At 64.7% G+C, this 20,032-nt stretch carries 20 protein-coding genes and 1 pseudogene; 14 read left to right on the forward strand and 7 right to left on the reverse strand.

All coding sequences use genetic code 11. From position 1 onward, the window contains the following. Positions 1-14 precede the first annotated feature (14 nt). On the forward strand, positions 15-719 hold the full coding sequence (locus KYT87_RS20945) for a GntR family transcriptional regulator (protein ID WP_046806190.1): 705 nt from the start codon (positions 15-17) through the stop codon (positions 717-719). Between the two features lie 9 nt (positions 720-728). Continuing rightward, complete coding sequence (locus tag KYT87_RS20950; RefSeq protein WP_104144510.1) at positions 729-1,799, forward strand: glycerol dehydrogenase; 1,071 nt, start codon at positions 729-731, stop codon at positions 1,797-1,799. A 46-nt stretch (positions 1,800-1,845) separates the two neighbouring features. On the opposite strand, the gene KYT87_RS20955 is transcribed toward KYT87_RS20950, so the two are convergent. Genes KYT87_RS20955 through KYT87_RS20965 form a run of 3 tightly spaced genes read right to left on the reverse strand, consistent with a single transcriptional unit; the run spans position 1,846 to position 4,512 of the window. Continuing rightward, positions 1,846-2,781, reverse strand: a complete 936-nt coding sequence (locus tag KYT87_RS20955) for a 3-keto-5-aminohexanoate cleavage protein (protein WP_046806192.1) — start codon at positions 2,779-2,781, stop codon at positions 1,846-1,848. Further along, positions 2,774-3,730 (reverse strand): 3-hydroxyacyl-CoA dehydrogenase, encoded by a 957-nt coding sequence (locus tag KYT87_RS20960; protein WP_219990770.1) that lies wholly within the window; start codon positions 3,728-3,730, stop codon positions 2,774-2,776. The genes KYT87_RS20955 and KYT87_RS20960 overlap by 8 nt, the downstream gene beginning before the upstream one ends. Next, positions 3,730-4,512, reverse strand: a complete 783-nt coding sequence (locus KYT87_RS20965) for an SDR family oxidoreductase (protein ID WP_104144512.1) — start codon at positions 4,510-4,512, stop codon at positions 3,730-3,732. Before KYT87_RS20965 ends, KYT87_RS20960 begins: the two co-directional genes overlap by 1 nt. Positions 4,513-4,843: 331 nt before the next feature. Between KYT87_RS20965 and KYT87_RS20970 the strand changes: the two genes are divergently transcribed. From KYT87_RS20970 to KYT87_RS20995, 6 genes are all read left to right on the forward strand, one after another. Further along, complete coding sequence (locus KYT87_RS20970; protein WP_046806195.1) at positions 4,844-6,043, forward strand: ABC transporter substrate-binding protein; 1,200 nt, start codon at positions 4,844-4,846, stop codon at positions 6,041-6,043. A gap of 121 nt (positions 6,044-6,164) precedes the next feature. Beyond that, positions 6,165-7,031: a branched-chain amino acid ABC transporter permease gene (locus tag KYT87_RS20975; protein WP_046806196.1), complete on the forward strand. Its 867-nt coding sequence runs from the start codon at positions 6,165-6,167 to the stop codon at positions 7,029-7,031. A gap of 22 nt (positions 7,032-7,053) precedes the next feature. After that, positions 7,054-8,835, forward strand: coding sequence for an ATP-binding cassette domain-containing protein (locus KYT87_RS20980; RefSeq protein WP_219990771.1), 1,782 nt, complete (start codon positions 7,054-7,056; stop codon positions 8,833-8,835). After that, the gene (locus KYT87_RS20985) at positions 8,828-9,532 is read left to right on the forward strand and encodes an ABC transporter ATP-binding protein (RefSeq protein WP_046806198.1); all 705 of its coding nucleotides are present in this window, start codon (positions 8,828-8,830) and stop codon (positions 9,530-9,532) included. The genes KYT87_RS20980 and KYT87_RS20985 overlap by 8 nt, the downstream gene beginning before the upstream one ends. Positions 9,533-9,548: 16 nt before the next feature. Then, positions 9,549-10,544 carry an NAD(P)H-quinone oxidoreductase gene (locus KYT87_RS20990; protein WP_219990772.1) on the forward strand — a complete coding sequence of 332 codons (996 nt, stop codon included), beginning with the start codon at positions 9,549-9,551 and terminating at the stop codon, positions 10,542-10,544. Continuing rightward, complete coding sequence (locus KYT87_RS20995) at positions 10,541-11,308, forward strand: SDR family NAD(P)-dependent oxidoreductase (RefSeq protein WP_046806200.1); 768 nt, start codon at positions 10,541-10,543, stop codon at positions 11,306-11,308. Before KYT87_RS20990 ends, KYT87_RS20995 begins: the two co-directional genes overlap by 4 nt. A 45-nt stretch (positions 11,309-11,353) precedes the next feature. Here the strand turns inward: KYT87_RS20995 and KYT87_RS21000 are convergent, their stop codons facing one another. Next, positions 11,354-12,016, reverse strand: coding sequence for a thiopurine S-methyltransferase (locus KYT87_RS21000; protein WP_120156589.1), 663 nt, complete (start codon positions 12,014-12,016; stop codon positions 11,354-11,356). A gap of 233 nt (positions 12,017-12,249) precedes the next feature. Here KYT87_RS21000 and KYT87_RS21005 point away from each other — a divergent pair, with 233 nt between their 5' ends. The 5 genes from KYT87_RS21005 to KYT87_RS21025 all read left to right on the forward strand — a co-directional run bounded on the left by KYT87_RS21005 (position 12,250) and on the right by KYT87_RS21025 (position 15,945). Next, entirely contained in the window at positions 12,250-12,795 is a 546-nt protein-coding gene (locus tag KYT87_RS21005; protein ID WP_046806202.1) for a sigma-70 family RNA polymerase sigma factor, read from the forward strand. Then, entirely contained in the window at positions 12,792-13,472 is a 681-nt protein-coding gene (locus tag KYT87_RS21010; RefSeq protein ID WP_219990773.1) for an anti-sigma factor domain-containing protein, read from the forward strand. Before KYT87_RS21005 ends, KYT87_RS21010 begins: the two co-directional genes overlap by 4 nt. Positions 13,473-13,559: 87 nt before the next feature. Then, entirely contained in the window at positions 13,560-14,108 is a 549-nt protein-coding gene (locus KYT87_RS21015; protein WP_046806204.1) for a fasciclin domain-containing protein, read from the forward strand. 269 nt (positions 14,109-14,377) lie between these two features. Continuing rightward, the gene (locus KYT87_RS21020) at positions 14,378-15,103 is read left to right on the forward strand and encodes a tetratricopeptide repeat protein (protein ID WP_046806205.1); all 726 of its coding nucleotides are present in this window, start codon (positions 14,378-14,380) and stop codon (positions 15,101-15,103) included. After that, positions 15,100-15,945: a hypothetical protein gene (locus KYT87_RS21025; protein WP_255593380.1), complete on the forward strand. Its 846-nt coding sequence runs from the start codon at positions 15,100-15,102 to the stop codon at positions 15,943-15,945. Before KYT87_RS21020 ends, KYT87_RS21025 begins: the two co-directional genes overlap by 4 nt. Positions 15,946-15,955: 10 nt before the next feature. Here the strand turns inward: KYT87_RS21025 and KYT87_RS21030 are convergent. From KYT87_RS21030 to KYT87_RS21040, 3 genes and pseudogenes are all read right to left on the reverse strand, one after another. Continuing rightward, positions 15,956-16,708: pseudogene (locus KYT87_RS21030) on the reverse strand (YoaK family protein); the annotation flags it as partial. A 72-nt stretch (positions 16,709-16,780) separates the two neighbouring features. After that, positions 16,781-17,506 (reverse strand): lysozyme inhibitor LprI family protein, encoded by a 726-nt coding sequence (locus tag KYT87_RS21035; RefSeq protein WP_219990774.1) that lies wholly within the window; start codon positions 17,504-17,506, stop codon positions 16,781-16,783. 131 nt (positions 17,507-17,637) lie between these two features. Beyond that, entirely contained in the window at positions 17,638-18,684 is a 1,047-nt protein-coding gene (locus KYT87_RS21040; RefSeq protein ID WP_104144521.1) for an aldo/keto reductase, read from the reverse strand. Positions 18,685-18,998: 314 nt separating this feature from the next. Here KYT87_RS21040 and KYT87_RS21045 point away from each other — a divergent pair, with 314 nt between their 5' ends. Further along, positions 18,999-19,964: an AraC family transcriptional regulator gene (locus tag KYT87_RS21045; RefSeq protein ID WP_046806208.1), complete on the forward strand. Its 966-nt coding sequence runs from the start codon at positions 18,999-19,001 to the stop codon at positions 19,962-19,964. The last annotated feature ends 68 nt before the right edge of the window (positions 19,965-20,032 follow it).

Consider the following 20,032-nt stretch of genomic DNA (forward strand, 5'->3'; position numbering starts at 1 on the left):
AAGCCCGAAACGTCATGCCCAGCCTTAAACCGGTAAAGAAAGAGAACCTGTCCGTCAGGGTCTACAACGAAATCCGCAATGCCCTCATCAACGGGCAGTACGAACCCGGCGAACGCCTGATCATCGGCGAACTGGCTCAAGAGATGGGCGTGTCGATCACGCCCGTACGCGAAGCCATCTTCCGGCTCATCAGCGAACAGGGCTTGGAAATGCAGGCGGCCACGGCCGTCTACGTGCCTTATGTGAATTCGGAAAAGTTGCGGGAAATCCAGCAGATCCGTTTCCACCTGGAAGGCATGGGCGCGGCCGAGGCCGCGCAGAACATCACGCGCAAGCAGCTGGACAACCTGATCGCCCTGCAAAAGGATTTCATCTCCTGCACGTCCACCGATCCGAAGCGCGCCAGCTACCTGAACCGCAAGTTCCACTTCGCCATCCTGGAAGCCAGCAACAAGCCCATCTTGCGCAGCACCGTCGAATCGTTCTGGGTCATTACCGGGCCGATCCTCAAGGTGTTTCACGTCAAGACCGCCGGGCTGGACTATTCCGAAAACGAACATCGCCACGAAGCCGTTCTGGAAGCGCTTGAAGCGCGCGATTCCGAAGCCGCGCGCAGCGCCATCCAGGCCGACCTGGTCTGGGGCGGCAAGATCATGATCGATTGGTTGGTCGAACGCGAAAAAGAGCTCGACTACCGCCCTCCCGTGCCACGCAAATAGGAAGACTTCATGCTGAAGATTTTTGGCGCGCCCAGCCGCTACATACAAGGCGCGGGCGCATTGGACACCCTGGGCCAGACCGCCACTTTGTTCGGGCGCCGCGCGGCACTGGTCATCGACAGCTATGTCCATGGCGTACTGGGTCCAAGAATCGAAAGCCTGTGCGCCGGGCACGACGTTGCGGTGACACCGCTGATCGTCGACGGCGACCTGACGCCCGAGCTGATCGACGCCCTGCGCGCACAAGCCGCGCAGGCAGGCATCGACATGGTGATCGCCGTGGGCGGGGGCAAGTCGCTGGATGCGGGCAAGGCGGTGGCCAAGTCTTCGCACTGCCATCTGATCACGGTGCCGACGGTGGCTTCCAACGATGCGCCCACCAGCAAGAACTACGTGCTTTACGACGCGCATCACAACCTCCTGGCCGTTGAACACATGCTGTTCAACCCCACCATCGTGCTGGTCGACACCGCCATCATTGCCACCGCGCCCGTGCATTTTTTCCGCGCCGGTTTGGGCGACGCCGTGTCCAAGAAATTCGAAGCCGAACAATGCCAGCGCAACGGCGGCAAGAACATGTACGACGGCGCGCCGCTGCTGACGGCGCAACTGATTGCCGACGGCTGCCTGCGCACGCTGCTGGCCGACGGCGTGGACGCCGTGGCCGCGGCCGGCACCGGCCAGCCCACGCCTGCATTCGAGCGCGTGGTGGAAGCGATGATCCTCATGAGCGGTCTCGGTTTTGAAAGCGGCGGCTTGTCCATTGCCCACGCGTTGACGCGCGGCCTGCCCAAGATCGGCGGCGTGGCCACCGCGCTGCATGGCCTGCAAGTGGCGGTCGGCCTGCTGGTGCAGCTGGACCTTGAACAACGCAACGACGGCATGCTGGCGGACCTGACCCAGTGGTACGCGCAGGTCGGCCTGCCCACCACCCTGCGCGAGCTGGGCGCGGCCGACATGCCCAGCGATGCAGACCTGACGCTGGCGGCCGAGCTGAGCCTGAAGGCCCGCCACGCCGCCAACTTCGATCATCCGCTGGACGTCGCCACGCTGGCGGACGCGCTGCGCCGCCACGCCTAGTCACGCCCCACGCAGCGCGGCAGGCCAGGCCCGCCGCGCTTGCCGATCAGAACGCCACGTTGTCCCGCCCTTTCAGCCCCAGCTTGGCGCGCGCTTCGTCGGGCGTGGCCACTTCCAGGTTCAGCGCTTCGACAATGGTGCGAATGCGCTCGACCTGTGAGCGGTTCGATTCGGCCAGCTGGCCCGGCCCGATCCACAACGAATCTTCCAGCCCGACCCGCACGTTCGACCCCATTGCCGCACCGATGGTGGCCAGCGGCATCTGATTGCGGCCGGCACCCAGGATGGACCATTCATAGTCGTTGCCGAACAAGCGGTCGGCGGTGCGCTTCATGTGCATCAGGTCTTCCGGGTGCGGGCCAATGCCCCCCAGAATGCCGAACACCGACTGGATGAAAGGCGGCGATTTGACCAGCCCGCGGTCAACGAAATGCGCCAGGTTGTACAGGTGGCTGATGTCGTAGCACTCGAACTCAAAGCGCGTGCCGTTGGCGTTGCCCAGCGTCAGGATCGATTCAATGTCCTGGTACGTGTTGCGGAAGATCAGCGACCGGCTGTTCTCAAGATGCTCGCGTTCCCAATCGTGCTTCAAGTCCTTGAAGCGGTCCAGCATCGGGAACAGGCCGAAGTTCATCGACCCCATGTTCAGCGACGCCAGCTCCGGCTTGAACGTCGTGGCCGGGCGCATGCGTTCTTCGACGGTCATGTGCGGGCTGCCGCCGGTCGTGATGTTGATGATGGCGTCGGTCTCGTTCTTGATGCGTTCCAGGAACGGCTTGAACAGCGCCGGGTCTTGCGACGGCTTGCCCGTTTCGGGGTCGCGCGCATGCAGGTGCAGCACCGCTGCGCCGGCCTTGGCCGCGCCGATGGCGGCTTCGGCGATCTCATCCGCCGTGACCGGCAGGTGCGGCGACATGCTGGGCGTGTGGATGGCGCCCGTCACGGCGCAAGTGATGACGACTTTCTGTTTGGGCTTAGCCATTGTTGTCTCCGTCCTGTTGTTTGTGGCGCATCAAGCGCATCAGTTTTTCGTCGCGCCAGAAGCGGCGCTTGGCAAGGTCTGGTTCCGGCAGCAAGCGGCGGCGCTCGTCGGCCAGCGCTTGCACCAGCGGCGCGTCCCATGCCACGCATTCGGTTTGGTCCGCGCCTATGGACTGGTACAGCCCACCATAGCGCGCACAGTAATCCGCAATGCCGCCGGGCGCATTCAGGTCGATGGTTTCAAACGGCCCCATGAACGACCAGCGCAGGCCCAGGCCGTCCTTGACGGTGGTATCGATGTCCTCGGCGCTGGCGATGCCCTCTTTCGCCAGACGGAAGGCCTCGTGCAGCAAGGCGCCTTGCAGCCGGTTCAAGATGAAGCCTTCGATTTCCCGACGCAGCCGCACGGGCTTCTGACCGATGGCGGTCATGATGCGGCTTGCCGCCTCCAGCGCATCCGGACTGGTCCACGGCGCGGGGCAAAGTTCCACAACCGGAATCAGATACGGCGGGTTGACGGGGTGCGCCACCAGGCAGCGATGGCGCCCTGGCAAGTGCTCGGTGAACTGGCTGGCCGGGATGCTGGACGTGGAACTGCCGATCACCGCGTCGGGCTCGGCCGCCGCATCCAGCTCGGTGAACAGAGCCCGCTTGATGTCGACCTTCTCGGGCGAGTTTTCCTGGATGTAGCACGCGCCCTTGACCGCATCGGACAGGCTGTCGGCAACGTGCACGCGCTGGATGATGGCGTCGGCGTCGGTCAACAAGCCTTGCGCTTGCAGCTCCTGCAACTGTTGCAGGATCAGCGTGCGGGCCTCGGCCAGCATGGCGGCATTCACGTCATGAAGACGCACCTGCCAGCCCATGCGCGCAAACACGATGGCCCAGCCCTGGCCGATCAGGCCGGTGCCGATGATGGCGGCAACGGGGGCCGCGGAATCGGCGTCCATCAGTAGAGCTTCTGCGTGAAGCCGTCCACCACGATGGCCTGGCCCGTCACGCTGCGGGCAGCCTCGCTGGCGTTGAACAACACCATGTTGGCGATGTCGCGCGCAGTGACCATGCGGCCCAGCACCGCCTGGTTTTCGTACTGCGCGGCAATTTCCTCAACCGGCCGCCCCAGCGTGTCGGCCTTCGCCGCGATCACGGCGCGGATGCGCGGGCCTTCCACGGCGCCCGGCAGGATCGCGTTGACGCGGATGCCGTGCGGGCCAAGCTCAATCGCCAGCGACTTGGTGAACCCGATCACGGCCCACTTGGACGCCGAATACACCGAGCGCCCGGCAAAGCCCAGGTGACCGGCAGCGGACGAAAGGTTGATCATCACGCCCGCCTTGGACTGCTTCAAATGGGGGATGGCCTGGCGCGCGCAAAGAAACTGGCCGGTGATGTTCACGGCCAGCGTGCGGTCCCAGTCGGCCTTGGACAAGGTTTCGACATAGCCCGTGGGGCCGGCAACGCCCGCGTTGTTGATCAGGATGTCCAGCCCGCCCAATTTTTCCTTGACGGCGGCAAAGAGCGCGCCCACGCTATCTTCGTCGGACACGTCGGCCACCATGGCCTGCACGCCCGGCAGCTCGGACGGGATGGCGGCCACTCTGGTTTCGTTCACGTCGCAGACGAAAACCGTGGCGCCGGCGTGGTGGAAAACCTTGGCCATCTCCAAACCCAGACCATCCGCGCCCGCGGTGATCAGCACCTTTTTGCCAGCGAAATCGACTTCCTCGAACATGCTGTTGTCTCCTGGTTTTTATGGGAAAGCTTGCGTTTGATCATATACGATATATGACAAAGCGCGGAAATTTCCCCGCTTTCCGGGTTACCCCGCGCCAGGGGCCCGGCCCCTTTCGCCAGGCGGAATATTGCGGTTAATTTCCGGCGTCATCGGCCGCTAAGGCTTTATTCATGCGGCTTTAGGGAATTCCCCGATTCGGCTTGCTGCGGCCCCCACTAGAATCCAAGGCGGGGTTTTTGTACCTGACCGGCGCATATATCATATATTTAAAAAAGACGGACAGCACTCAAGACAGTCCGCATCCCATACCGACAAAGGAGCGTAGACAGTGTTCAAGTTCAATAAAATTATTTTGGCGCTGGGCGTGTGTGGCGCACTGGCAAGCGGCACCGCAGCGGCCGATATGAAAGTGGGCGCCCTCTTCCCGTTCAGCGGTGCGCTCGCGCTCCTGGGTCAAGAGAGCTATCGCGGTCTGGAGCTGGCCGTCAACGAGATCAACGCCGCCGGCGGCGTCAACGGAGAGAAGATCGAAATCATCAAGGCGGACGCCGTGGACCCGACGCAGGCCGTGTCGGAAACCAAGCGCCTGATTTCGGCCAACGTGGTGGGCGTGTTCGGCAGCTACGCATCGGGCATCTCGTACGCGGCCTCGCCCGTGACGGAACTGGCCGGCGTGCCGTACTTTGAACTGGGCGCCACCGCTCACAAGATCACCACGCGCGGCTACAAGTACCTGTTCCGCAGCAACCCGAACACGGCGCTGTACGGCGTGTCGGTTGTCAACGCGCTGCATGACACCATTGCCCCGGGCATGGGGCTGAACCCCAAGGACATCAAGATCGGCATCATCCACGAAGACGGGCCTTATGGCACCGACGTGGCGGCCACCGAGAAAAAGCGCGCGCAGGAACTGGGCTACACCGTGGCCGAAGTGCTGCCGTATTCCGCCAAGACCGTTGACCTGTCGTCGTTGATCCTGCGCCTGAAGGGCGCCAAGGTCGACGTCGTGCTGCAAACGGCCTACCAGAACGACGCCATCCTGTACTTCAGCCAGGCACGCGCGGCGGGCTTCAAGCCCAAGGTCGTGATCGGCGCGGGCGGCGGCTATTCGCTGGCCGATACGGCCAAGGCCGTGGGCGCCGACATGAACGGCGTGTTCGACCTGGACTTTCCCCAGTCGTCCATCAACCCGGCCGGCGCGCCGGGCCTGGACAAGTTCCTGCAAGCCTACAAAGCCACCTACAAGAGCGACCCGCAGTCGGGCCACAGCCTGACGAACTACGTGGGCGCCAAGGCTTTCTTTGAAGCCATCGGCAACGCCAAGTCCACCGACAAGGACAAGATCCGCGCCGCCGTCATGGCCTACAAAAAGCCGGCCGGCCAAACGGCCAACGGCTGGGCGTTCGACTTCGGCGAAGACGGCCAGAACAACGCCTCCACGTTCTACGTCATGCAGTGGCAAGACGGCAAGCTCGTCACCATTGCGCCCAGCAACCTCGCACTTGGCAAGCCCGTCTTCAAGAAGTAAGCGCGACGCCAGTGATCAGGCGCTCGGGGGCGCCTGATGTTTCCCGGGACACGCGCGCCCCGGCGCGGCCGCCAATGCAGCAGCCGCGCCGGGGCCGCATCCCGCTCTAAGAGGTTGCACCATGGATATCTTCATTCAACTGGTCATCAATGGCCTGTTGCTGGGCGGCGCATACACCATCATCAGCCTGGGGCTGACACTGATTTTCGGCGTCGTGCGTGTCGTGAACTTCGCGCACGGCGAGTTCCTGATGATCGGCATGTATCTGGTTTATCTGATTGCCGCGCAATTCGGCGTCCACCCGTATGTGGGGCTGGTTCCCGTTGCGGTGATTCTGTTCGCGCTGGGTGCGCTGACGCAAAAAGGCATCATCCAGCCGCTGCTCAACGCCGACCAGCACATTCAGATTTTCGCCACGGTGGGCGTGTCCACCATCTTGCTGAACCTGGCGCTGGTGATCTTCGGCGCCAACGTGTATCGCGCGCCGGTGGAGCTGGGCACGAACGCCATCGACGTGGGCAACTTCTCGATGGTGACCGGGCAGTTGATCACCTTCGTGATCGGCATCAGCCTGGCCGTGTTGCTGCACCTGTTCATGCATCGCACCTACCTGGGCCGCGCGCTGCGCGCCGTGGCCCAGCATCGCTATGCCGCCACACTGATGGGCGTGAACGTGAACAACGTCTACGCCATCGCCTTCGGCCTGGGCACCGCGTTCGTCGGCATCGCGGCCGGCCTGCTGGCGCCGCAGTATCCGGTGTTTCCGACGGTGGGCACGTACTTCGTGCTGACCGCCTTCGTGATCGTGGTGCTGGGCGGACTGGGCAGCCTGTATGGCGCCGTGGCCGGCTCCATGATCATCGGCATCGTCGATACGCTGGCCGGTTATTACATCGCCCCCGACCTGAAAGAGGTCGTGTATTTCGGGATCTTCCTCTTGATCCTTGTCCTGCGACCGAACGGCCTGTTCGGCGTCGGCACAGAGTGATCAGAGCCACAAGGAGCGAGACGTGTTTCCCGACTTTCGAAGCCCAAAAGCCTACGTCAGCCTGATTTTGCTGATCGTGATGTTCCTCGTGCCCGCCGTCATGGGCACGCCTTTCTGGACCAACCTTTTTGTCTTGCTGTTCGTCTTTGCCTCGCTGTCCGTGGCGTGGAATATCGTCGGCGGCTACGCCGGCCAGTTGTCGCTGGGCCATGCCGTGTTCTACGGCATCGGCGGCTACACCGCCACGCTGCTGACGCAGAACTTCGGCATTTCGCCGTGGATCGGCATGCTGGCGGGCGCGGCCATCTCGGCCGCCGTCGCCATCCTGATCAGCTATCCCACGTTGCGGCTGCGCGGGCCCTTCTTCGCGCTGGCCACCATCGCCATCCTGGAGGTGGTGCGGCTGCTGGTCATCCACGAGGAAAGCTGGACGGGCGGTTCCAGCGGCATCAGCCTGCCGCTCAATATCGGCTGGGCGTGGATCGTGTTCCGCGAAAAGATGAACTACGTGATCATCGCGTTCGGCCTGTTCCTGTTCGTGACGTGGGTGTCGTGGGCGATACGCAAGTCGCGCATCGGCCATTACCTGATCGCGATCCGCGAACGCGAGGACGCCGCGCTGGCGGTGGGCATCCATACCGTGCGGGTCAAGATCATCGCGGCCGTCGTCTCGGCCATGCTGACCAGCATCATCGGCACCTTCCACATCACCTACCTGACCTTCGTGGATCCCAGTTCCGCGTTCTCGCTGGAGCTGTCGATCCAGGTGGCCATGTTTGCGCTGATCGGCGGCCTGGGCACGGTGGCCGGGCCGATTGCCGGCACGTTCCTGGTGCTGCCCATCGCCGAGCTGGCGCGCGGCTGGCTGTCCAGCGTGGGCAACGGCATGCACGGGCTGATCTACGGCCTGATCCTGGTGGCCGTGGTGCTGACGATTCCGCGTGGGCTGGCGGGCGCCTTCGGCCCCGCCATTGAACGCGGGCTGGCGCGCTTGCCGTATCTGGGCACGCCGCGCAAGAAGCCGAAGCTGGCCGACGAACTGCGGCTGCGCGCCGCGACCCGATCCGACCAGCCGGTCTTGAAGGCGGGCAAGCTGTTCAAGAGTTTCGGCGGGCTGCGCGCCACCAACGACGTGTCGCTAACGCTGAACCAGAACGAAATCCTGGGCATGATCGGGCCGAACGGCGCGGGCAAGACCACGGTGTTCAATCTGCTGTCGGGCTTTTTGTCGCCGGACAAGGGCGATATTTCGATGCTGGACGCCGACGGCAACTGGGTCACCTGCAAGACGCCGGACGAGTTCGCGCACAAGGGCCTGGGCCGCACGTTCCAGATCGCCAAGCCGTTCACCGGCCTGACGGTGCTTGAGAACATCATGCTGGGTGCGTTCATCCGCACGTCCAACCGTGACGAAGCGGAGCAGATCGCCCTGAAAGTGGCGGAACAGACGGACCTGCTCAAGTACCTGAACACCGAGGCGCGCAGCCTGACGGTGGGCGGCATGAAGCGGCTGGAAATCGCCCGCGCGCTGGCGATCAAGCCGCGCATCCTGCTGCTGGATGAGGTGATGGCGGGGTTGAACCCGACCGACATCGAGAAGTCGATCCAGATGATCCGGCGCATCCGCGATTCGGGCGTGTCGGTGCTGCTGATCGAACACATGATGCAAGCCACGATGGCGCTGTCCGACCGCATCATCGTCCTGAACGAAGGCGCCGTGCTGGTCAGCGGCGCACCGAAGGACGTGGTCGAGAACCCCGCCGTCATCGAGGCGTATTTGGGCAAGGAGTACCAGGATGCTTAAGGTGTCGAATCTGTCGTCGGGCTATGGCAAGAGCCAGGTGCTCAACGGCCTGAACTTCGAAGTGAATGCCGGCGAAATCGTGACGCTTATCGGCGCGAACGGCGCGGGCAAGACCACCACGCTCAAGACGCTGTGCGGCGTCATTCCGGCCATGCAGGGCAAGGTTGAATTCGAAGGGCAGGACCTGACCAACCGCAACCCGTACGACATCGTGGATGCGGGCATCACGATGATTCCCGAAGGCCGCCAGCTGTTTCCGCACTTCACGGTCAAAGACAATCTGCTGATGGGTTCGTACAAGCGCGCGGCGCGCCCCATCGTGGCCCGCAAGCTGGACGAAGTGCTGCGCATTTTCCCGCGCGTCAAAGAACGCCTGTCGCAGTACGCCGGGTCGCTGTCGGGCGGTGAACAGCAGATGGTGGCGATTGCGCGCGGCATGATGGCGGACCCCAAGCTGCTGGTGTTCGACGAGCCTTCGCTGGGCTTGTCGCCGCTGCTGGTGCAGCAGATGTTCGACATCATCCGCAACGTGACGTCGCATGGCGTGACGGTGCTGCTGGTCGAGCAAAACGTGTTCCGCACGCTGCGGCTTGCCGATCGGGGCTACGTGCTGGAAAACGGCGCCATCGTGCGCACCGGCACCGGCGCCGAGCTGCTTAGCGACCCCCATGTCAAAAAGGCCTATCTGGGCCACTGAACTCCAGGATTCCCTTATGTCCCTACGCTGCACATTCATCGACCATGGCAAGGGCGGCGCGCCCGATTGCATGCAGGTCGCCCAACGCGACATGGAAGAGCCCACCGGCCGCCAGGTGCTGATTGAAGTGGCCTACGCCGGGGTCAACCGCCCCGACGTGCTGCAACGCTCGGGCTCGTATCCGCCGCCACCGGGCGCATCCCCCTACCTGGGGCTGGAAGTGTCCGGCACCATCATCGGCGTCGGCCCCGATGTCACCGCGTGGAAGGTGGGCGACGCCGTCTGCGCGCTGACGCCCGGCGGCGGCTATGCCCAGTATTGCCTGGCCGACGAGCGCCACTGCCTGCCCGTGCCGCGCGGGCTGGACATGCTGACCGCCGCCGCCATTCCCGAAAACTACTTCACCGTGTGGACCAACGTGTTTGACCGCGCCCGCCTGTCCGCCGGCGAGAAGTTCCTGGTGCATGGCGGCTCCAGCGGCATCGGGCTGACGGCCATTCAGCTGGCCCGCGCGTTCGGCGCGCAGGTCTGGACCACCGTGGGCAACCGGGCCAAGGCGGACGCCTGCGTGGAGGCCGGCGCGCATCACGCGCTGCTGTACCGCGACACCGACTTCGAAACCGCCGTGCGCGACGCCACCCAGGGCACGGGCGTGGACGTCATCCTGGACATGGTGGGCGGGTCGTACATCAACAAGAACATCAGGCTGCTGGCGGTGAACGGCCGACTGGTGCAGATCGCCTTCCTGGAAGGCAGCAAGGCCGAGATCGACGCCCTGCCCATCATGACCAAGCGCCTGCAATTCACCGGGTCGACGCTGCGCCCGCGTTCCGACGAGGACAAGGGCGCCATTGCCCGTTCCCTGGCGGAAAAGGTGGTGCCGTTGATGGAACAGGGGCAATGCCTGCCGCTGATCCATGAGGTCTTCCCGCTGGCCGACGCCCACCGCGCGCATGCCTTGATGGAAAGCAGCCGGCACATCGGCAAGATCATGCTGAAGGTGCAGGCATGAGCGGACGCTTTGATGGCCAGGTCGCCATCGTGACAGGCGCGGTGGGCGGCATCGGTTCGGCCATCGTCGAAGGTTTTGTGGCCGAAGGCGGCCGCGTCGGGCTGATCGATTTCAATGCCCAGGCTGGACAGGCCTATGAAAAGGTCCTGCAAAAACGCGGCCACGACGTCGCCTTCGTGCCCGCCGACGTCGCGCACTTCGACCAGTGCCAGGCGGCCTACGATCGCATCACCGCCGAACTGGGCGCGGCAACCATCCTGGTGAACAATGTCGGCATTTCGCCCAAGACGGGCGGGCGCGCGTTGAAGGTCTGGGAAATGCCGCCCGGCGAATGGGACAAGGTGGTGTCCGTCAACCTGAACAGCGTGTTCTACATGACGCGCCTGGCCACCCCGCACATGGTCCAGCAGCGCCAGGGTCGCGTGATCAACATGTCGTCGGTGGCGGGCAAGGCGTATTGCGACATCGTGGCGGCGCACTACGCGGCCACCAAGGCAGGGCTGCTTGGGCTCACCCGGCATTGGGCTGCCGAGCTGGGTGAATTCAACGTGACGGTGAACGGGCTGGCGCCGGGGCGCATCAGCACGCCGCTGCTGAAAAGCGTGCCGCAGGAAATCAACGACGCCGTGGCGCGGGTGACGGCGCTGCGGCGTCTGGGCACCCCCGAGGAAGTGGCCGACGCCTGCCTGTTTTTTGCGTCCGACCAAGCGCGGTTCGTGACCGGCCAAGTGCTGGATGTGGCGGGCGGCTGGCTGATGACCTGAGCCTGTAAGCCTGTAGGCACGCCGCGCCGCCGCCCGCACTACGGATCAGGCGCCTTGCACGCCCAGTCGGTACACCACCGTGTCCAGCCGGCTAACGCCCGCCCCTTGGAACTTGGGTTCTTTGTCGAGGATGTCGCGGCGGTCGATGATGACCGCCGGCGCCACGCCCGCGAAGAGGGCTTGCACTTCACTGTCGAGCACCGCGAACGGCGGCCCCGCCATTTCTTCTTGCGGATAGTCCAGCGTAATCAGCAAGCCCCGGGCAATGGGCGATAGCTGCCCGTATACGTGGCGCACGTAGTCGCCGCGCATGTCCTCGGGCAAGGCGACCAGCGCCGCGCGGTCGTAAGCGCCCACGCAGTGCGACAGCAGCTGGGAATCCAGCTTGAAGATGTCGCCGCGGATGATTTCAATATTGCCCGCCACGTAGTGCGTGCCGTAGACGGATTCATGCGTGACCGGGCGCAACTCGTTTTCGCTGAAGAACTGTTCCACCGCCAGCTGCGACAGTTCCACGCCCAGCACGGTGTGCCCCTGCGCCGCCAGCCAGACCATGTCCAGCGACTTGCCGCATAGCGGCACCAAAACCCGACCCCCCTTCGGTACGGCCAACGTGGGCCAATACTTCTGCAAGAGCGGCGTAATCCGGGTTTGATGAAAGTGCGTGCGCCCTTCGCGCCAGCGTTCCAACCAGAATTCTGCGTCCATGTCCTGTCTGCTCCTCCTGTGTTTCGATTGCAAGCTATACGCTTTTTGCCGGGCCGGCCGGGGCCCGGGACGGCGGCGCGCCCGGCGTACCGGGCCACCTGCGGCGCGCGCTGACGCGCGATCCGGTGCCGGGCATTGTAGTGCCGGGATAAATAAGTGACGCCAACACAGTGACGCCAGCGTCACGGGCCGGTATGCTCTGCACCAGCATGCCCTTCCCCCCTTAGGAACCGATGCCCGACGCTCAACACCTTCAGACCCTGCTTGGCCAGTGCGCGGAAAAACGCGAATCCGCCCTGGCGGAGGTCTATCGCCTTGCGTCCCCGCATCTGTTTGCGCTGGCCAGACGTATGTTGAGGGACCAGGCCGCCGCGGAAGACGTGCTGCAAGAGTGTTTCGTATCGATCTGGCGCCAGGCCGGCCAGTATCAGGCCACGCAAAGCCAGCCGATGACGTGGATGACTCGCATCGTTCGCAATCGCTGCATCGACCGCCTTCGTCGGCCCGATGTGGTGGTGCCGGACCCGGACGACACGTTGACCCTGGCCATGGCCGATGACAGCCCGGGTCCGCTGGCGCGTCTGCAAAGCAACCAGGAAGGCCGTCGGCTGGCTGATTGCATGGGCGAACTGGAAGGGCCGCAACGCGTTGCCATCGCCATGGCGTTTTTTGACGACCTGGCGCATCCCGACATCGCGGCGCGCCTGGACACGCCGCTGGGAACGATAAAGAGCTGGATACGCCGGGGCTTGCAACGGCTGAAAAGGTGCTTGGAATGAACTACCGCCACCCCGAATTGCAGGATCGCCTGGCCGCCGATTACGTGCTGGGCGGTTTGCGCGCGGGTGCGCGGCAACGCTTCATCACGCTGATGCGCGACGACGCCGGCCTGCGCCGCGCCGTGGCCGAATGGGAAGACCGCCTGCTGCCCTTGGCATTGGCCTTGCCGCCCGAAACCCCGCCCGCGCATGTCTGGAAAGCCATTGCCGCGCGCATCGCGCCGGCCCCCGCCGCCGCCCGCACGTTGGCGCCCCCGCGTGCCCTGTCCTGGTGGCGCGCCGTGTCCGCGGGCCTGGCAACCGCCGTGGTGGTACTGGCCTTCCTGATGCTCAAGCCGCCCACCGAGCCCGTCCAGGTTCGCACGGTTGCCGTGTTGTCCAACGACAAGGTGCCCGGCGCCATGGTCGTGAACACCTTGCCGGACAACCGTCTGGCCGTGCAGCCCATGCAGGACTTGGTCGCGCTGGCGGACGGCCGCGCGCTGGAGCTGTGGGCCATTTCGCCGGGGCAGGCGCCGCGCTCGCTGGGCGTGGTGCTACCCGGCCAGACCACGGTGCTGGCTCCCAGCCAGTTGCCGCAACAGGGTGACACCGTTGCCATTACGCTGGAACCGGACGGTGGCGCCCCCAATGGCATCCCGACCGGCCCGGTCGTGCTTAGCGGCAAGATCATCTGATCAGGGTTTGTCCCAGGAAGAATTCGCGCATCCAATCGAAGGCCAGCCCCGTATCTCCTCATGACGGCCACACAAAAGGAGATCGTCATGAAATTGCTAGCCCAGATTGCCATCGCTACCTCTGCCCTGACCATGTCGCCCACGTTCGCGGCGGACGTCGTGGTGGGCGGCCAGGCGATGATGCCAACCAAGAACATCGTCGCCAACGCGGTCAATTCCGCGGACCACACGACGCTGGTGGCTGCGGTGAAGGCGGCGGGTTTGGTCGATACGTTGCAGGGCAAGGGCCCGTTCACGGTGTTCGCGCCCACCAACGCCGCCTTCGGCAAGCTGCCCGCCGGTACGGTTGACACGCTGGTCAAGCCTGAAAACAAGGCCACGCTGACCAAAATCCTGACTTACCACGTGGTGCCCGGCAAGCTGGACTTCGACGCGCTGGCGGCCAAGATCAAGAAGGGCGGCGGCAAGACGGAACTGACAACGGCCAGCGGCGGCAAGCTCTGGGTGATGATGAACGGCAAGCACAACCTGACCCTGAAGGACGAAAAGGGCGGTATGTCGACCATCAGCACGTACGACGTCTATCAGTCCAACGGCGTGATCCATGTCGTGGACACGGTGCTGATGCCCAACTGATTGGGAGCCGGCCCTGCGGGGCCGTGGTTCCAGGCCCGGCCCAAGCGCCGGGCTTTTTTGCGTTCGGCTTTTTCGTGGCGCGTTTTGCAGCGCGATGTGGGCGCGATGTGGGCGTGCTGTTTGTTTGCTGTGGGCTTACTGTTGCTTGCTGTTGGCGCGATGCTGACTTTTTCAGCCTCTCTTTTTTTACCGCGCGCCGCGCTTCCGGTATCGTAGGCGTCCAACACCCCGCCCCGCTTGCCCAACCGCTTCAGGAACCGCCGACCGCCATGCTTGCGCCCCTACGCCGCCGTTTGCTTGCCTGCTTACTGGGATCGGCGCTTGCCGCCCTGGCCTTGCCCGCCGCCCATGCACAAGGCGCCGCACAGCTGGACCACGCGTACCAAGCCGAGCTGCGCGCCGAAAACGAAGCGTTGCACGCGCGCGTCCAGCAACTGCCGCCCGCGATGCAGACGCTGAACTCGCGGATATCCGCCGCGCTGCGAGCCAACGACCCGCAAGAGGCGCAGCGCGTGGCCGAAGAGATGGCCAAGCAAGACCCCCGCAACGCCGACGTCAGGCTGTTCCTGGGAAAGCTGCAAGCGCAGCAAGGCAACCTGCCCGCCGCCCAGGACCTGTTTGACGAAGCCATCAAGCTGAATCCGGACGACAAATGGGCGTACGTCAACAAAGCCGGCGCCCAGGCGCAACGCAAAGACCTGCCCAACGCCCTGGCTACCGCGCAAGCGCTGACCAGCCGTTTCCCGGACTGGAGCATCGGCTACAACCTTCAGGCCGCGTTGCTGGACAGCATGGACCGCCAGGCAGACGCGCTGGAAGCCTACCAAAAGGCCGTGCGCGCCAAACCCGCCAGCGCGCTGATTCTGACCAACCAGGGTAATTTGCTGCGGCGCCTGGGCCGGCAGACCGACGCGCGCTTGTCTTATGAAGACGCCTTGCGGATCCAGCCCGGTTACCCACTGGCCCAGTCCGCGCTGGACGAGCTGCGCAAATGAGCGGACGCGCCATGATGACGCGTCGCCAGCTGCTGGCGGGGCCGGGCCGGGGTTTGGGCTTGGGTTTGGGTCTGGGTCTGGGTTTAAGGCTGAGTCTGGGTCTAAGGCTGGGCCTGGGCGGGCTGCTGCTGGCGCCGCTACGCGCACTGGCCGCCATGGACCGCAAGCCCATTATTCGACAAGTCTTCGCCACGCCGATCGAAGCCATTCCGATCACGGCCCAGCACGCGGCGCTGATACGTTTGCTGCGCGTGCAATGGATGCCGATCGAATCCGGCGCGCCGGGTATCGATTTTGAACAGCCGCTGCTCGGTGGCCCGGACACGCTGGCGGCCGCTCGCCGCGCACTGAAAACGTCGGACGATGCGCTGGTCATCCAACGCCTGGCCGAAGTGTGCCGCGTGGTGCCGGGCTTTGTGACGTCGGCGGGCAAACTCGCCCCGGGCCGTTACACGGTGCCGGCCGAGATGAAAGACACATTCGACTTCCCGCAAAGCGGCGTGGACGCGCAAGGCGGCTTCAGGCTGCGCGCCGAACATCTGACAGTGTTGCGCGCTGCGGTGTGGCGCGAGGCCGGCCCGCAAGAGCTGCAAGCCGTGCTGCGCGAAGGCGATCGTTTCTGGCCGATGCCCATGATCGACGGCAAGCGGCCCTATGGCGACGCCAGTTTTTACCAGATCGACATGGCGCGCCTGCTGGGTGAGCCGTATCCCCTGAACGCCCGGGGCACCGCCATCACCGAAGCGGCCAAAGACGCCCGCCTGAAGAATCTGCATTACGAAACCCTGGCCGCGCTGCAAGTGTTTCTGGGCCACGCCGTCGTGCGCAAGGCCAAGCGGTGATGCGCTACACGCGCCGCATCAGGCTGCGCAGGTCGTCCCCGATCGGCACGGCGGCCAACAAGGTCAGCAGCAGCGCCAGCGGCCAGGTCGACCCGAAGCCAAAGTGGAAGAACGAGTACGCGCCCGTCACGCCGCCTACAAAAAACAGCGTGACCATCAGGCTCAGCACGATCAGCTTGCCGCGGTCAGCGCGCACCGGCGGCGTGTGCTGGGCATCGCTTTTCGCCACGTTCCAGTAAAACAGCTTGCCCAGTTCGATACCGATGTCGGTCACCATGCCCGTGACGTGCGTGGTGCGGATTTCAGAGCGCGACACCTTGGTGATCATCGCGTTTTGCAGGCCCATGATGTAGCACAGCAGCATCACGGTGCCCGGTACATAGAACCAGCGCAGCGTTTCCAGGTTGGCGCCCAGCAAGCCGAACAGCAGCAGCAACACGGCTTCCACCAGCAGCGGCAAGGCGTATTCGCTAGCCAGATGGGACCGCCGCCCGAAGTTGATCAGGAACGCGGAGCTGGCCGCGCCCGCCAGAAACGACAGCAACGCCGCCATGCCCTGCAACACCACCACGATGCCGCCCAGCGCCATGTGGTCCGCCATCATCGAGACAATGCCGGACATGTGGGAGGTGTACTGCTGGACGGCCAGAAACCCGCCCGCGTTTACCGCGCCGGCGGTAAAGGTCAGAAAATAGGCAAGGTGCCTGTTGGCTTGCGGGCTGCGGCTGACCGCCGTCAGCCGGCGCAAATACGGAATGGCCACGCGATTCCCTTCAAACGAAGAGCGTGCCTACGGCAACGCGACACACATTCTAGTCGGCGTCCACGGGCCGGCCTACGGTTGGCGCACGGGGAAGTAGACGCCGCCCAACGCGCCGTTCATGCCGCAGTACGGCGGGCCGCCCGCCGCCTTGTCCTTGGCCGGCGGGGTATCGACCACGACAAGCGCCGCGCCCTTGCGCGACAGTGTCAGCGTCCAGCCGCCGGGGTCGTCCGCCTCGACCACCAGCGTGTCTCCCTTGACCGTCGCCACGCCGCTGGCGTCGCACAACCAGCGCGCATTCTGCGGCTGCGCGGCCTGGGCCTCGACCATCAGCTTGCCATCGGCCTGACGGACGATCGTGATGCCACCAGCCAGGTTGTCCCAGCTGCCTTCAAAACCCTGGCGTGGCGTCAGCACCAGCGACGCAAGAAAAGCGTCGCGGTATTTCAGGCGGTCGGACAAGCTTTCGACGCGCTCGGCGGCGCTACCGGGCTCGGCATAGTCTTCGTTGCGCACGCCGACAAAGTAGCGCTGGTCTTGCGTCAGCGCGCGGGCGGTGTCGGCGTCGAACGCCTTCTTGGCCTCGGCAAAGCGGCGCGCGATGCTGGCGTCTTGCGTGGCCAGGGCATCGCTGGCGCAGATGGCGCGGTCTACGTCGGCCGTGGCCTTGGCGCAGTCAAACGAGGGCTGCGGCGCGGCGCCGGCGGGCGCGGCCATTGCCAGGGCGACGACAGCCAGCGCAGCCAACCACGGCTTGACCGTCGGGGAAGGCACGCTGGCGAGAAAGCGATGTGTCATGGGAGGTCTTCAAGGCGGGGACGGAACGCGAAGATTCTACTCGCGCCGCCCCCGTTTCGCGCAGCTCTCGGTCGCACTCCGAACCGCCCAATGACCTGGGCGCGCCTGCGCCGCGGGTGGCCCCGCGCCGTTTACGCCGCGCCCGATTCCGCCAATTGCTTGCGGCGGAACTCGCCCTGGCGCACGTGCATCCAGCCGGGATACTCGGGCGGCAGCGCGCTGACCTTGTCCAGCGCCGCCAGCTCATCCTGCGTCAGCTTGATGGCGGTTGCCGCCAGGTTGTCGTCCAGCTGGTCTACCCGCTTGGCGCCGATGATGACGCTGGTCACCACCTGCTGGTGCAGCAACCACGCCAGCGCCACCTGCGCCACCGACACGCCGCGCGCATCGGCCACGGATTTCAGGACGTCGATGCTGTCATAAGCGCGGTCGCGGTCCACCGGCGGGAAGTCGAAGGCGGCGCGGCGGCTGCCGGCTTCGGCAGAGCCGTCACGGCTGTATTTACCACTGAGTAAGCCGCCTGCCAGCGGGCTCCACACCATCAGGCCGACGCCTTCGCTTTGCAGCATCGGAACCAGCTCGCGCTCCAGGTCGCGCCCGGCAATTGTGTAGTACGCCTGTAGCGATTCAAAGCGCGCCAGCCCCAGGCGTTCGGCGATGCCCAGCGCCTTCATGATCTGCCAGGCCGCCCAGTTGGACACGCCCACATAACGCACGTGGCCATGCTGGACCAGCGTGTCCAGCGCGCGCACGGTTTCTTCAATGGGCGTCGCCGGGTCAAAGCCGTGGATCTGGTAGAGGTCGATATGATCCAGCTGCAAGCGCGACAGGCTTTTCTTCACGCCATCCAGAATGTGCACACGCGAATTGCCACGCGCATTCACGCCCGCGCCGGTCTGGCCGAACACCTTTGTGGCAATGACGACGTCGTCTCGCGCGACCTTCAAATCGCGCAGCGCCTGGCCGGTGATGATTTCCGACCGCCCCTCGGAATAGACGTCGGCCGTGTCGATAAAGTTGACGCCCGCTTCCAGGGCGCGACCGACCAGACGGTTGGCGTCTTCCTGTTGCAGGTTGCCGATCTTGCTCCACAACTCGCCTTCGCCGCCGAAGGTCATGGTGCCCAGGCAGAGTTCCGAAACGAATAGGCCGGTGCTGCCAAATTTCTTGTATCGCATGGTGGTGCTCCTTCTGCGGCGTGGCGGATCCGTGCGCCCCGGGATGGGACGCCGAACGCAACTGGCCGGGGTGCGAACAGTATGCGTCGCAAGCGGCCGCCACGCGCTGCTTGATCCTGCCCGTTTTTTGCCTGATTCTCTGGCGGGTGCGCCGGAGAATCAGGCATACGCCCGATCCTCCTGATTTTTTGCCCATTTCTCCATAGGCTATCTGGCCCCGGTTCGGCGTGCCCACAGCGGGCATACACTGGAGCCCGCCCCCTATTCCGCCGCGCCTGTGCCGCCGCCAGGCCCGCGCCCCTCTCGGAGCCTCCATGCCTATTACTACCGAGCAAACCGAAGCTTCCGTCAATATTCCCGGCTTGGACGGTGCTTACGAACCCGCCCGCCGCGAGCTGCTTTGCACCTTGGACCGCATGACGGGCACGCTGGAGGGCTCGTTGGATACGCCCATCGAAGGCTTGTATCTGCATCGCCTGTCGCAACCGACCGGCGCCAAGCCCGGTTTGCAAAAAGCCGCGCTGGCCGTCATCGCGCAAGGCTCCAAGCGCTTGTTGATCGGCGACGAGAGCTTTGAATACGACCCCTTTCATTACCTGATCTCGTCGGTGGACCTGCCTGTGGTGGCCAAGGTGTCGGTGGCCAGCCCCACCCTGCCCTACCTGGGCTTGCGGCTGGACCTGAACCCCGAGGAAATCGCCGAGCTGATCAGCGACGAAAACCTGCCGCCGCTGGTGCCCGCCGAGGCTTCGCGCGCGCTGTGCGTCAATCCCCTGGGCGGCTCGCTGCTGGACGTGGTGCTGCGGCTGCTGCGGCTGTTGGACACCCCGCGCGACATCCCCATCCTGGCGCCCATGGTCAAGCGCGAGCTGCTGTACCGGCTGCTGATGAACGGCCAGGGCGTCGTGCTGCGCCAGACGGTGCTGCAAGACAGCCAGCTCAACCGCGTGGCCAAGGCCATCCGTATCCTGCGCGACAACTACGCGCAACCGCTGCGCGTGGAAGAAATTGCGCGCGACGTGCACATGAGCGTGTCGTCCTTGCACCACCATTTCAAGCAGGCCACCGCCATGAGCCCGCTGCAATACCAGAAGCACCTGCGCTTGCAGGAAGCGCGCCGGCTGATGTTGAGCGATGACGCCGGCGTGGCCTTGGCCGCGCACGCCGTGGGCTACGAAAGTTCGTCGCAATTCAGTCGCGAATACAGCCGTCTGTTCGGCACCCCGCCGCTGCGCGACAAACAGCGCTGGAAAGAAGAGTCGGTGGGCGCGGCCGCCTGAGTTCCGCTTGGGCCCCGTGCGGCCGTCATCGCGTTATATGCTCCCGCTACGTCTTAATTCCGAAAACG

It is taken from the genome of Achromobacter sp. ES-001, from assembly GCF_019448355.1.
In the GTDB taxonomy this organism is placed as follows: Bacteria; Pseudomonadota; Gammaproteobacteria; order Burkholderiales; family Burkholderiaceae_B; genus Achromobacter; species Achromobacter spanius_B.